Below are 13,772 nucleotides of genomic sequence, written 5' to 3' on the forward strand. Positions count from 1 at the left end.
TCGCGAATACGGTTTATCATTCAACATCTTCATTGACTGATACACCGCTATCGCCAGCAAGCCGGCTCCTACAGGGATCGCATTTCAACATCGAGGGCATTTTATGGACTGGAAACCCCACATCACCGTCGCCACCATCGTCGAGGACAACGGCCGCTTCCTGATGGTCGAGGAACTCAAGCACGGACGCGTGGTGCTCAACCAGCCCGCCGGCCATCTGGACCCGAACGAAACCCTGACCGAAGCCGCCGTGCGCGAAACACTCGAAGAAACCGGCTGGGACGTCGAACCGACCGGCGTACTGGGCATTTATCTCTACACCGCCCCGAGCAACGGCGTGACCTACCAACGGGTCTGCTTCATTGCCAAAGCGCTGAAACACCACGCCGATTATCAACTCGACGACGGCATCGTCGGCGCCAAGTGGTTGACCCGCGAAGAATTAATCCAGCAACGCGACAACTGGCGCAGTGAGCTGATCATCCGTTGCATCGACGACTATCTGGCAGGCATTCACTTCGACCTCGAATTGATCCGTCCTTCTCTTTAGCCTTGCGGCCCCGAGCCTGTTAGAATCGCGTCCTTTTTCAAGACACTCATTGAATCCCTATGCGTGATCCAGCCCCTTCTGACACACAAAAGAAGCGCGTCATTGTCGGTATGTCCGGCGGCGTGGACTCTTCCGTTTCCGCCCTCCTGCTGATCGAGCAGGGTTACGAGGTGGAAGGCCTGTTCATGAAGAACTGGGAAGAAGACGATGGAACGGAATACTGCACCGCCATGGATGACCTGGCGGACGCTCAAGCCGTTTGCGACAAGATTGGCATCAAGCTGCACACCGCCAATTTCGCCGCCGAGTACTGGGACAACGTGTTCGAGCATTTCCTGGCCGAGTACAAGGCCGGACGCACGCCGAACCCGGACATCCTGTGTAACCGCGAGATCAAGTTCAAGGCGTTCCTCGACTACGCCATGATGCTCGGTGCCGACCTGATCGCCACCGGCCACTACGTGCGTCGCCGCGACATCGATGGACGTACCGAACTGCTCAAGGGCCTGGACCCGAACAAGGACCAGAGCTACTTCCTGCACGCCGTCGGCGGTGAACAGATCGCCAAGACCCTGTTCCCGGTCGGCGAACTGGAAAAACCACAGGTGCGCGCGATTGCCGAGAAGTACGAACTGGCGACCGCGAAGAAAAAGGATTCCACCGGGATCTGCTTTATCGGCGAGCGCCGCTTCAGCGACTTCCTCAAGCAGTACCTGCCGGCGCAACCGGGCGAGATCAAGACCACCGAAGGCGAAATCATCGGCCGCCACCACGGCCTGATGTATCACACCATCGGCCAGCGTCAGGGCCTTGGTATCGGCGGGCTGAAAGATGCCAGCGACGAGCCGTGGTACGTGCTGATCAAGGACCTGGAACACAACGAGCTGATCGTTGGCCAGGGCAACGATCACCCGTGGCTGTTCTCCCGCGCCCTGCTCGCCTCGGATATCTACTGGGTCAATCCGATCGACCTGAGCCAGCCGCGCAAGCTGACCGCTAAAGTGCGGTATCGCCAGAGCGACCAGCCCTGCACCCTGGAAAAAACCGCCAGCGGTTATCGCGCAACCTTCGATGATCCGCAGCGCGCGGTGACTCCGGGCCAGTCCGTGGTGTTCTACGACGGTGAGATCTGCCTCGGCGGCGGTGTGATCGAAGTGGCCGAACCATGGACCAGCAAGGACATTCCTGAAGGCAAGCACCAATGAGCCCGATTCAGGAGCAATTGACAGCACTGGGCGGCGTGTTTCTCGCCGCCGTGCTGGTGGACAGGATCGCCAAGACCGGCCAGACCCACGAGGCCGGCCTGACCTGCATGCTCGGCAGCCTGCTGATTCGCGACCCCAAGGACACGCTGGAAGTCTACGGTGGTGACGACATCAACCTGCGCGAAGGCTATCGCGCGCTGGTCGGCGCCCTGGAGCGCGACCCGAGCGCCCTGCAACGCGAACCGCTGCGCTACGCCCTGGCCATGCTCGGCCTTGAGCGTCAGTTGGCAAAACGGGACGACATGCTCGAGGTGATCGGCAAGCGCCTGCCGCAGATCCAGTCCCAGGTCGAACACTTCGGTCCGGCCCACGAAAACGTGATCGCCGCCTGCGGCGCGCTGTATCAGGACACCTTGAGCACCCTGCGCCAACGCATCCAGGTGCACGGCGACATGCGCAACCTGCAACAACCGAGCAACGCCTCGAAAATTCGCGCCCTGCTGCTGGCCGGCATCCGTTCGGCACGCCTGTGGCGGCAACTGGGTGGTCACCGCTGGCAGTTGGTGATCAGCCGCCGCAAATTGCTTAAAGAGCTTTACCCATTGATGCGTAACGAATAACCCGCATCGACAGCACCGAACTTTGCAATACGCGTAATACGCCGGTCAGTTGGCGACGGACCGGCGGATTTTTTCATGTATGATACGCGCCCCATTTCGTTGCCCGACTGTCCGAGAACACCCCATGCAGCTTTCTTCGCTCACTGCGGTTTCCCCTGTTGACGGCCGCTACGCCGGCAAAACCCAGGCCCTGCGCCCAATTTTCAGCGAGTACGGCCTGATCCGTGCCCGCGTCCTGGTTGAAGTGCGCTGGCTCCAGCGCCTGGCCGCTCACCCTGCCATCAGCGAAGTGCCGGCGTTCTCCGCCGAAGCCAACGCTGTGCTCAACACCCTGGCGGAAAACTTCTCTCTGGAGCACGCCGAGCGCGTCAAAGAGATCGAGCGCACCACCAACCACGACGTCAAAGCCATCGAATACCTGCTCAAAGAGCAGGCGGCCAAGCTGCCGGAACTGGCCAAGGTCAGCGAGTTCATCCACTTTGCCTGCACCAGCGAGGACATCAACAACCTGTCCCACGCCCTGATGCTGCGCGAAGGCCGTGATGACGTGATGCTGCCGCTGATGCGCCAGACCGCCAATGCCATCCGCGAACTGGCCATCCGCTTCGCCGACGTGCCGATGCTGTCGCGCACCCACGGTCAACCGGCCTCGCCGACCACCCTGGGCAAAGAACTGGCGAACGTGGTTTACCGCCTGGAGCGTCAAATCGCTCAAGTCGCCGCCGTACCGCTACTGGGCAAGATCAACGGCGCTGTCGGCAACTACAACGCACACCTGTCGGCCTACCCAGAGATCGACTGGGAAGCCAACGCCCGCGCCTTCATCGAAGACGAGCTGGGCCTGGGCTTCAACCCGTACACCACGCAGATCGAACCGCACGACTACATCGCCGAGCTGTTCGACGCGATCGCGCGCTTCAACACCATCCTGATCGACTTCGACCGCGACATCTGGGGCTACATTTCCCTGGGCTATTTCAAGCAGCGCACCATCGCTGGCGAAATCGGTTCGTCGACCATGCCGCACAAGGTCAACCCGATCGACTTCGAAAACTCCGAAGGCAACCTGGGCATCGCCAACGCACTGTTCCAACACCTGGCGAGCAAGCTGCCGATCTCCCGCTGGCAGCGCGACCTGACCGACTCCACCGTACTGCGCAACCTCGGTGTCGGCTTCGCCCACAGCGTGATCGCATACGAAGCCAGCCTCAAGGGCATCAGCAAGCTGGAGCTCAACGAGCAGAAGATTGCCGCTGACCTGGACGCCTGCTGGGAAGTATTGGCCGAGCCGATCCAGACCGTGATGCGCCGCTACAACATCGAAAACCCGTACGAAAAGCTGAAAGAACTGACCCGCGGCAAGGGCATCAGCCCGCAAGCACTGCAGACTTTCATCGACGGCCTGGACATGCCAGCCGCCGCCAAGGCCGAGCTGAAACTGCTCACCCCGGCCAACTACATCGGCAACGCTGTAGCGCAAGCCAAACGCATCTGATCGACCGCTAGACCCTTTTAAGACGCCCGGCAGCGCCGGGCGTTTTTATTCCCGTATGAAAAGTGCATTTTTTCAATAGGTTACACATGAATCCTGACACTCCTCTTCAACTTCTGGGCGGCATCACGGCACGGGAATTCCTGCGCGACTACTGGCAGAAAAAGCCGCTGCTGATCCGTCAGGCAATTCCTGATTTCGAAAGCCCGATCGACGCCGACGAACTGGCCGGCCTGGCGCTGGAAGAAGAAGTCGAATCGCGCCTGATCATCGAGAATGGCGAGCGTCCATGGGAATTGCGTCGCGGCCCGTTCGCCGAAGATGAATTCAGCAAGCTGCCTGAAACTGACTGGACCCTGCTGGTACAAGCCGTGGATCAGTTCGTGCCGGAAGTCAGCGAACTGCTGGAAAACTTCCGCTTCCTGCCGAGCTGGCGCATCGACGACGTGATGATCAGCTACGCAGCGCCAGGTGGCAGCGTCGGTCCGCACTTCGACAACTACGACGTGTTCCTGCTGCAAGGCCACGGCAAGCGCAACTGGAAGATCGGCCAGATGTGCAACACCGAAAGCCCGCTGCTGGCCCACGCCGACCTGCGCATCCTAGCCGAATTCGAAGCGACCGATGAATGGGTGCTGGAACCGGGCGATATGCTCTACTTGCCACCGCGCCTGGCCCATTGCGGTGTCGCCGTCGATGACTGCATGACCTACTCGGTCGGTTTCCGCGCACCGAGCGCCGCTGAAGTGCTGACCCACTTCACTGACTTCCTCAGCCAGTTCCTGTCGGACGAAGAACGCTACACCGACGCCGACGCCGTGCCGACAGCCGATCCTCACCAGATCCAGCGCGACGCACTCGACCGCCTCAAAGGCCTGCTGGCCGAGCACATGAGCGACGAGCGCCTGCTGCTGACCTGGTTCGGCCAATTCATGACCGAGCCACGCTACCCGGAACTGGTAGCGGGCCCGGAAGAAGTCGCAGAAGACGACGTCATGAACGAACTGGAACAAGGCGCGATCCTGGTTCGCAACCCGAGCGCACGCCTGGCATGGTCCGAAGTCGACGACGACCTGCTGCTATTCGCCAGCGGCCAGAGCCGTTATCTGCCGGGCAAACTGCGTGAATTGCTGAAGATGATCTGCGCCGCCGACGCGCTGCACGCCGACAACCTCGGCGAATGGCTGAAGGATGAAGACGGCCGCGGCCTGCTGTGCGAACTGGTCAAGCAAGGAAGCCTGGGGTTTGCCGATGAATAAGATTCACGTACGTGTCGCAGACTGGCAAAAGGACAACGCCGAAATCCGCCGCATTCGTGAAGCGGTGTTCGTCGCCGAGCAATCCGTTCCGCCTGAACTGGAATGGGATGCCGATGACATTGATGCAGTGCATTTCCTCGCTTACGAAGGCGACTTTCCAATCGGCACCGCACGCCTGCTGCTTGACGGCCACGTTGGCCGAGTGTCGGTGCTCAAGGACTGGCGCGGCCTGAAAGTCGGCGATGCGCTGATGCAGGCAGTGATTGGCCAAGCCGAAAAGCGCGGGCTGAAGCAACAGATGCTCAGCGCTCAAGTGCAAGCCACGGCGTTCTATGAGCGCCTGGGCTTCAACATGGTCAGTGAGGAGTTCCTGGAAGCCGGGATTCCGCATGTGGACATGGTTCGCCATTCCGCTTGAGACCGAGGTGCTCCTTTCGCGAGCAAGCCCGCTCCCACAAGGTTCACGCTGAACCTGTGGGAGCGGGCTTGCTCGCGAAGAGGCCAGAAAGCACTCCACAAAACGCCCCGACATCACACGATGCCGGGGCGTTTTGCTGTCTACGATTCAACTAGCGCCACGCCAGGCCGACAAACTGGCAATATCAAGCTTCAGAACGCGGAGATAACGGACATGTCCCTACGCACCCTGCTCACCACCTTGCTGCTCTGCTGCAGTTTTTCGGTGATGGCAGCCACAGAAATCGTGCCCCTCAAGTATCACACCAGCGCCGACCTGCTGCCGGTAGCGCAGGACTTCATCGGCAAGGACGGACAGGTCAGCGCCTATGGCAATCAACTGATTGTCAACGCCGATCAACGCAAGATCGACGAACTTAAAGCCCTTCTTTCGCAACTCGATACAGCCCCCAAGCGCCTGCTGATCACCGTCGACACCAGCGACAGCAACGGCCTGGGTGAGCAGGGCTATTCGGTGAATGGCGCCAAGCCCAGCCAGACCCGCATCATCAACTACGGCACCGCCAGCCGTGACGGCGGCACCCAGCAGGTCCAGGCCAGCGAAGGCACCCCGGCGCTGATCCAGGTCGGCCAGAGCGTGCCGGTCACCAGTAGCCAGAGCGATTCCTACGGCGGCTACAGCAGCGAAACCCAATACCGCAACGTCACCCAGGGTTTCTACGTCACCGCAAATGTCACCGGCGACATCGTTCATCTGTCGATCAGTACCAACCGTGACCGCATGAGCCAGGAACGTCCCGATGTAGTGAACGTGCAAAGTACCGACACAACTGTCACCGGCCACCTCGGCGAGTGGATCCTGCTGGCCGGGATGAATGGCCAGACCCAGGCCGACAAACAGGGCCAGACCCGCAGCTACTCCACCCAGGGCCGCAACGACATGACTTTGCGGGTGAAAGTCGACACCCTGGACTAAACCACCGAAAACTGACCGGCGAGTCGTATTAGACCAAAGATGTAGTGCTTGAAAAAAAGCACTACAAAACGTTTGACGAGCCAAAAAAGCGAAGGCATGATGGCCTCGCTCCCGCTAATCAGGGGCCCTGGCAAGGGCCTTCGAGGCGATGTTCGCAACCTACCCCCGCGAACCGCTTCGTGTCTGTACCGCCCACAAGGTGTGTTTGACGAGGTTGTCGACTGGAACGAAGTTGTCCCGAGGGACGGAAGCGTAATTAGGTAACCCGGCAGCACACTGATGTTCGTACCAAGGCCCACGACGCCCGAATGCGCCCGCAGTTCGCCTTTACCTGCTCACTTCCCCTCGAGCCATCGTTCATCCCGTCGCCCTCCCCGCCGAATCCGACTTGACCATCAAAGCTTCTGGTCAGCGAGCGCAGGAATTTTCCACCGCAGAACAACTTTTCATAAAGACGCGACGAGGTTTATCTCCCATGGCACTGACACGCGAACAGCAAATTGCAGCCCTCGAAAAAGACTGGGCTGAAAACCCGCGCTGGAAAGGCGTGACACGCACTTACTCCGCTGCTGACGTCGTCCGCCTGCGTGGCTCGGTTCAACCAGAGCACACCTTTGCAAAAATGGGCGCCGAGAAGCTGTGGAACCTGGTTACCCAGGGTGCCAAGCCAGCCTTCCGTCCTGAGAAAGATTTCGTCAACTGCATGGGCGCCCTGACCGGCGGCCAGGCTGTTCAACAAGTCAAAGCCGGTATCCAGGCGATCTACCTGTCGGGCTGGCAAGTGGCTGCGGACAACAACTCCGCCGAATCGATGTACCCGGACCAGTCGCTATACCCGGTGGACTCGGTTCCAACCGTGGTCAAGCGCATCAACAACTCGTTCCGTCGTGCCGACCAGATCCAGTGGAAAGCCGGCAAGAACCCGGGCGACGCTGGCTACATCGACTACTTCGCGCCGATCGTGGCTGACGCTGAAGCCGGTTTCGGCGGCGTACTGAACGCTTACGAGCTGATGAAGAGCATGATCGAGGCAGGCGCCGCCGGCGTTCACTTCGAAGACCAACTGGCTTCCGTGAAGAAATGCGGCCACATGGGCGGCAAAGTACTGGTTCCTACCCAGGAAGCCGTACAGAAGCTGACCGCTGCTCGTCTGGCAGCTGACGTCGCCGGTACTCCGACCATCATCCTGGCCCGTACCGACGCCAACGCCGCTGACCTGCTGACCTCTGACTGCGACCCGTACGACCAGCCATTCGTGACTGGCGAACGTACCCAGGAAGGCTTCTACAAAGTGCGCGCCGGCCTCGACCAGGCCATCGCTCGCGGCCTGGCCTACGCTCCGTACGCCGACCTGATCTGGTGCGAAACCGCCAAGCCAGACCTGGACGAGGCTCGTCGCTTCGCTGAAGCGATCAAGAAGGAATACCCGGACCAACTGCTGTCGTACAACTGCTCGCCTTCCTTCAACTGGAAGAAAAACCTGGACGACGCGACCATCGCCAAGTTCCAGCGCGAACTGTCCGCCATGGGCTACAAGCACCAGTTCATCACCCTGGCCGGCATTCACAACATGTGGCACAGCATGTTCAACCTGGCGCACGACTACGCCCGTAACGACATGACTGCCTACGTGAAGCTGCAAGAGCAGGAATTCGCTGACGCCTCCAAGGGCTACACCTTCGTGGCTCACCAGCAGGAAGTGGGCACCGGCTACTTCGACGACATGACCACCGTGATCCAGGGTGGCTCGTCTTCGGTTACCGCGCTGACCGGTTCGACTGAAGAAGAACAGTTCCACTGATCTGCTTCGCCTGAGTCAACGGCCGCTGCGGACCGATTAGAAACTGCAACGCCGCACATCTGACGCCCCGACTGGTTCGGGGCGTTTTTTTGCGCGCAATTCAACAACCACCACAAAACCCTGTGGGAGCGGGCTTGCTCGCGAATGCGGTTGATCATTGAGCATTGATGTCGACTGACCCGACGCTTTCGCGAGCAAGCTCCCACAAGGGACGGTGGTGGAGGGAGAAAATCATTGATCCAGACCGGTACGGCCGTCAGAAAAATCCACTAAAACGCTCACCGCCGCTACTTGCTGTAACGCACAAATAAGACAACTTCCCGAGCATCCGAAGGATAAGCAGTTTAAAAACCACGACAAACAATATTGATTATCATTTAGCTATAACTATGTTCGTTACATTCCTTACAAAACATAATTGACGAAATGCCGGCTAATGCCCAAGGGGCAAGGCCTGCAGGGGTTTTGACGCGCGCTATGTCCTTATTCCTATAAATAATTTCGCTATAGGAATTTTACTTGCCGGGTGTTTAGCCATAAAATCAGCGGGATTGATTGCTGCGACATATCGTCACTGCTTTTGTTTCTTTTCAAGCTCAGAGACCCTTGCTCTCTGTTAAGGATTACCAGCATGCCCGAAGCGACAGGACTCATGGCCCACAACTGGGGCTTTGCCATTTTCCTTCTAGGCGTCGTCGGCCTCTGTGCCTTCATGCTGGGCGTTTCCAGCCTCCTCGGGTCAAAAGCCTGGGGCCGCAGCAAAAACGAACCGTTCGAGTCCGGCATGCTACCTACAGGTGGCGCCCGCTTGCGGCTCTCAGCCAAATTCTATCTGGTCGCGATGCTCTTCGTGATCTTCGATATCGAAGCCCTCTTTCTCTTTGCATGGTCTGTGTCCGTCCGCGAAAGCGGCTGGACCGGATTCGTCGAAGCTCTCGTTTTCATAGCAATTCTGTTGGCAGGCCTTGTCTACCTATTCCGAGTGGGCGCCCTTGACTGGGCTCCGGAAGCTCGGCGCAAGCGGCAAGCGAAGCTGAAACAATGAGGCTTTGGCAATGCAATACAATCTCACCAGGATCGACCCCGATGCTCCTAACGAGCAGTATCCGATTGGCCAACGGGAAACCGTTTCCGATCCGTTAGAAGATCAAGTCCACAAAAACATTTTCATGGGCAAGCTCGAAGACGTGCTTAACGGCACGATCAACTGGGGGCGCAAGAACTCCCTGTGGCCGTATAACTTCGGTCTTTCGTGCTGCTACGTGGAAATGACCACCGCCTTCACGGCGCCCCACGACATCGCGCGCTTTGGCGCCGAGGTTATCCGGGCATCGCCGCGTCAGGCGGATTTCATGGTTATCGCCGGTACCTGCTTCATCAAGATGGCGCCGATCATCCAGCGTCTCTACGAGCAAATGCTCGAGCCTAAATGGGTTATTTCCATGGGTTCGTGCGCCAACTCCGGTGGCATGTACGACATCTACTCCGTCGTTCAAGGGGTGGACAAGTTCCTGCCCGTGGACGTCTACGTGCCTGGCTGCCCGCCCCGTCCTGAAGCTTTCCTGCAAGGCCTGATGCTGTTGCAGGAGTCGATTGGACAGGAGCGTCGTCCGCTTTCCTGGGTCGTTGGTGATCAAGGCGTATACCGCGCCGAGATGCCTTCCGAGAAGGAAAAGCGCCGCGAACAGCGAATCGCAGTCACCAACCTGCGCAGCCCCGACGAAGTCTGATCCAGATCTGCTTCTTTAATAGAACGAGACACTGGCTTCATTCTTTACGTTGACCGAAAGCGATAAATAACCATGACTACAGGCAGTGCTCTGTACATCCCGCCTTACAAGGCAGACGACCAGGATGTGGTCGTCGAACTGAACAACCGTTTTGGCCCGGAGGCGTTCACCGCCCAGGCTACCCGCACCGGCATGCCGGTGCTTTGGGTTGCCCGCGCCAAACTCGTCGAAGTCCTGAGCTTCCTGCGTAACCTGCCCAAGCCGTACGTCATGCTCTATGACCTGCACGGCGTGGACGAGCGTCTGCGCACCAAGCGTCAAGGGCTGCCAAGCGGCGTCGATTTCTCCGTGTTCTATCACCTGATGTCGATCGAACGTAATAGTGACGTCATGATCAAGGTCGCCTTGTCCGAGAGCGACCTCAGCTTGCCGACCGTCACCAGCATCTGGCCGAACGCCAACTGGTACGAGCGTGAAGTCTGGGACATGTTCGGCATCGACTTCAAAGGCCACCCTCACCTGTCGCGCATCATGATGCCGCCGACCTGGGAAGGTCACCCGCTGCGCAAGGATTTCCCGGCGCGCGCCACCGAATTCGATCCGTTCACCCTGAACCTGGCCAAGCAGCAGCTCGAAGAAGAGTCCGCGCGCTTCAAGCCGGAAGACTGGGGCATGAAGCGTTCCGGCCCGAACGAGGACTACATGTTCCTCAACCTCGGCCCGAACCACCCGTCCGCGCACGGTGCGTTCCGCATCATCCTGCAGCTGGACGGTGAAGAGATCGTCGATTGCGTACCGGACGTCGGTTACCACCACCGTGGTGCCGAGAAGATGGCCGAGCGTCAGTCCTGGCACAGCTTCATCCCGTACACCGACCGTATCGACTATCTCGGCGGCGTGATGAACAACCTGCCGTACGTGCTCTCGGTCGAGAAGCTGGCCGGCATCAAGGTGCCAGAGAAGGTCGACGTCATCCGCATCATGATGGCCGAGTTCTTCCGGATCACCAGCCACCTGCTGTTCCTGGGCACCTACATCCAGGACGTCGGCGCCATGACCCCGGTGTTCTTCACCTTCACCGACCGCCAACGTGCGTACACGGTGATCGAAGCCATTACCGGTTTCCGCCTGCACCCGGCCTGGTACCGCATCGGTGGCGTCGCCCACGACCTGCCACGCGGCTGGGAAAAACTGGTTAAAGACTTCGTCGAGTGGATGCCCAAGCGTCTGGACGAATACCAGAAAGCCGCACTGGACAACAGCATCCTGCGTGGCCGGACCATCGGCGTCGCCGACTACAACACCAAAGAGGCCCTGGAATGGGGCGTCACCGGTGCTGGCCTGCGTTCGACCGGTTGCGATTTCGACCTGCGTAAAGCGCGCCCGTACTCGGGTTACGAGAACTTCGAGTTCGAAGTGCCGCTGGCCGCCAATGGCGATGCCTACGACCGCTGCATCGTGCGTGTCGAGGAGATGCGCCAGAGCATCAGGATCATCGACCAGTGCCTGCGCAACATGCCGGAAGGCCCGTACAAGGCGGATCACCCGCTGACCACGCCGCCGCCGAAAGAGCGCACCCTGCAGCACATCGAAACCTTGATCACGCACTTCCTGCAAGTTTCGTGGGGCCCGGTCATGCCGGCCAACGAATCCTTCCAGATGATCGAAGCGACCAAGGGCATCAACAGTTATTACCTGACGAGCGATGGCGGCACCATGAGCTACCGCACCCGGATTCGTACCCCAAGCTTCCCGCACCTGCAGCAGATCCCTTCGGTGATCAAAGGCAGCATGGTCGCGGACTTGATTGCGTACCTGGGTAGTATCGATTTCGTTATGGCCGACGTGGACCGCTAAGCATGAACAGCACGCTTATCCAGACAGACCGTTTCACCTTGAGTGAAACCGAGCGCTCGGCCATCGAGCACGAGCTGCATCACTACGAAGACCCGCGCGCGGCGTCGATCGAAGCCCTGAAGATCGTCCAGAAGGAACGTGGCTGGGTGCCGGACGGCGCCCTGTACGCCATCGGCGAGATCCTCGGCATCCCGGCCAGCGACGTTGAAGGCGTGGCGACGTTCTATAGCCAGATCTTCCGTCAGCCAGTCGGCCGTCACATCATTCGCGTCTGCGACAGCATGGTCTGCTACATCGGCGGCCACGAGTCCGTGGTCAGCGAAATCCAGAGCAAACTCGGCATCGGCCTGGGTCAGACCACCACCGACGGTCGTTTCACCCTGCTGCCGGTCTGCTGCCTCGGCAACTGCGACAAGGCGCCGGCGTTGATGATCGACGACGACACTTTCGGTGATGTGCAGCCAGCCGGCGTTGCCAAATTGCTCGAGGGCTACGTATGACCCTGACTTCTTTCGGTCCAGCCAACCGCATCAAGCGTTCGGCCGAGACTCACCCGCTCACCTGGCGTCTGCGTGACGACGGCGAAGCCGTATGGCTCGACGAGTACCAGGCCAAGAACGGGTACGCCGCTGCGCGCAAGGCCTTCGCCGACATGGCTCAGGACGACATCGTCCAGACCGTGAAAGATTCCGGCCTCAAGGGCCGTGGCGGTGCAGGCTTCCCCACTGGTGTGAAGTGGGGCCTGATGCCAAAGGACGAATCCATCAACATCCGCTACCTGCTGTGCAACGCGGATGAAATGGAGCCGAACACCTGGAAGGACCGCATGCTGATGGAGCAACTGCCCCATCTGCTGATCGAAGGCATGCTGATCAGTGCCCGCGCGCTGAAAACCTACCGTGGCTACATCTTCCTGCGTGGCGAGTACACCACCGCTGCCAAGCACTTGAACCGTGCCGTGGAAGAAGCCAAGGCAGCTGGCCTTTTGGGCAAGAACATCCTGGGCAGCGGCTTCGATTTCGAGCTGTTCGTGCACACCGGTGCCGGGCGTTACATCTGCGGTGAAGAAACCGCGTTGATCAACTCCCTCGAAGGCCGCCGCGCCAACCCGCGCTCCAAGCCGCCCTTCCCTGCCGCCGTTGGCGTGTGGGGCAAGCCGACTTGCGTGAACAACGTTGAAACCCTGTGCAACGTGCCGGCGATCATCGCCGACGGCGTGGACTGGTACAAATCGTTGGCTCGCGAAGGCAGCGAAGACATGGGCACCAAGCTCATGGGCTTCTCCGGCAAGGTCAAGAACCCGGGCCTGTGGGAGCTGCCATTCGGCGTCACCGCTCGCGAGCTGTTCGAAGACTACGCCGGCGGCATGCGCGACGGTTACAAGCTCAAGGCCTGGCAGCCTGGCGGCGCCGGTACCGGCTTCCTGTTGCCGGAGCACCTGGACGCACAAATGTACGCCGGCGGCATCGCCAAAGTGGGCACCCGCATGGGTACCGGCCTGGCCATGGCGGTGGACGACAGCGTCAACATGGTGTCCCTGCTGCGCAACATGGAGCAGTTCTTCGCCCGCGAATCCTGCGGTTTCTGCACCCCGTGCCGCGATGGCTTGCCATGGAGCGTCAAGCTGCTGATGGCCATCGAGAACGGCGAGGGTCAGCCAGGCGACATCGAGACCCTGCTGGGTCTGGTCGGTTTCCTCGGCCCGGGCAAGACCTTCTGTGCTCACGCACCGGGCGCCGTGGAGCCGTTGGGCAGCGCAATCAAATACTTCCGCCATGAGTTCGAAGCCGGTATCGCGCCTGTCAGCGCCGCCGTCCCGCCTCTGGCAAGGCCGATCGTAGTCGGCGCTTAAACGCTTAAAAAAG

13 protein-coding genes are annotated in these 13,772 nt (G+C 59.8%); all 13 read left to right on the forward strand.

Annotated features, from left to right (window positions below; genetic code table 11):
• Positions 1 to 103: 103 nt before the first annotated feature.
• Positions 104 to 550: an NUDIX hydrolase gene (locus tag QMK54_RS20620; RefSeq protein ID WP_110660640.1), complete on the forward strand. Its 447-nt coding sequence runs from the start codon at positions 104 to 106 to the stop codon at positions 548 to 550.
• A 59-nt stretch (positions 551 to 609) separates the two neighbouring features.
• Positions 610 to 1,755, forward strand: coding sequence for a tRNA 2-thiouridine(34) synthase MnmA (gene mnmA, locus QMK54_RS20625; protein WP_223592036.1), 1,146 nt, complete (start codon positions 610 to 612; stop codon positions 1,753 to 1,755).
• Positions 1,752 to 2,375: a high frequency lysogenization protein HflD gene (gene hflD / locus QMK54_RS20630; protein WP_110662577.1), complete on the forward strand. Its 624-nt coding sequence runs from the start codon at positions 1,752 to 1,754 to the stop codon at positions 2,373 to 2,375. The genes mnmA and hflD overlap by 4 nt, the downstream gene beginning before the upstream one ends.
• Before the next feature lie 124 nt (positions 2,376 to 2,499).
• Positions 2,500 to 3,870 carry an adenylosuccinate lyase gene (purB, locus tag QMK54_RS20635; protein ID WP_110662578.1) on the forward strand — a complete coding sequence of 457 codons (1,371 nt, stop codon included), beginning with the start codon at positions 2,500 to 2,502 and terminating at the stop codon, positions 3,868 to 3,870.
• An 86-nt stretch (positions 3,871 to 3,956) separates the two neighbouring features.
• Positions 3,957 to 5,126, forward strand: a complete 1,170-nt coding sequence (locus QMK54_RS20640; protein ID WP_223592034.1) for a cupin domain-containing protein — start codon at positions 3,957 to 3,959, stop codon at positions 5,124 to 5,126.
• Positions 5,119 to 5,544 carry a GNAT family N-acetyltransferase gene (locus QMK54_RS20645; protein ID WP_223592032.1) on the forward strand — a complete coding sequence of 142 codons (426 nt, stop codon included), beginning with the start codon at positions 5,119 to 5,121 and terminating at the stop codon, positions 5,542 to 5,544. Before QMK54_RS20640 ends, QMK54_RS20645 begins: the two co-directional genes overlap by 8 nt.
• Before the next feature lie 213 nt (positions 5,545 to 5,757).
• Positions 5,758 to 6,519, forward strand: coding sequence for a secretin N-terminal domain-containing protein (locus tag QMK54_RS20650; protein WP_223592030.1), 762 nt, complete (start codon positions 5,758 to 5,760; stop codon positions 6,517 to 6,519).
• Between the two features lie 475 nt (positions 6,520 to 6,994).
• A complete protein-coding gene (gene aceA, locus QMK54_RS20655) occupies positions 6,995 to 8,320 on the forward strand; it encodes an isocitrate lyase (RefSeq protein WP_110662143.1) in 1,326 nt (441 codons plus the stop codon).
• A 631-nt stretch (positions 8,321 to 8,951) separates the two neighbouring features.
• On the forward strand, positions 8,952 to 9,365 hold the full coding sequence (locus tag QMK54_RS20660) for an NADH-quinone oxidoreductase subunit A (protein ID WP_003223812.1): 414 nt from the start codon (positions 8,952 to 8,954) through the stop codon (positions 9,363 to 9,365).
• Between the two features lie 10 nt (positions 9,366 to 9,375).
• Complete coding sequence (locus QMK54_RS20665) at positions 9,376 to 10,050, forward strand: NuoB/complex I 20 kDa subunit family protein (RefSeq protein WP_046037844.1); 675 nt, start codon at positions 9,376 to 9,378, stop codon at positions 10,048 to 10,050.
• 72 nt (positions 10,051 to 10,122) lie between these two features.
• Positions 10,123 to 11,907, forward strand: coding sequence for an NADH-quinone oxidoreductase subunit C/D (gene nuoC, locus QMK54_RS20670; RefSeq protein WP_223592028.1), 1,785 nt, complete (start codon positions 10,123 to 10,125; stop codon positions 11,905 to 11,907).
• 2 nt (positions 11,908 to 11,909) lie between these two features.
• Entirely contained in the window at positions 11,910 to 12,407 is a 498-nt protein-coding gene (gene nuoE / locus QMK54_RS20675; RefSeq protein ID WP_008053447.1) for an NADH-quinone oxidoreductase subunit NuoE, read from the forward strand.
• The gene (gene nuoF, locus QMK54_RS20680; RefSeq protein WP_046817163.1) at positions 12,404 to 13,759 is read left to right on the forward strand and encodes an NADH-quinone oxidoreductase subunit NuoF; all 1,356 of its coding nucleotides are present in this window, start codon (positions 12,404 to 12,406) and stop codon (positions 13,757 to 13,759) included. Before nuoE ends, nuoF begins: the two co-directional genes overlap by 4 nt.
• Positions 13,760 to 13,772: the final 13 nt, after the last annotated feature.

This window comes from Pseudomonas sp. P5_109 (assembly GCF_034009455.1).
Taxonomy (GTDB): domain Bacteria; phylum Pseudomonadota; class Gammaproteobacteria; order Pseudomonadales; family Pseudomonadaceae; genus Aquipseudomonas.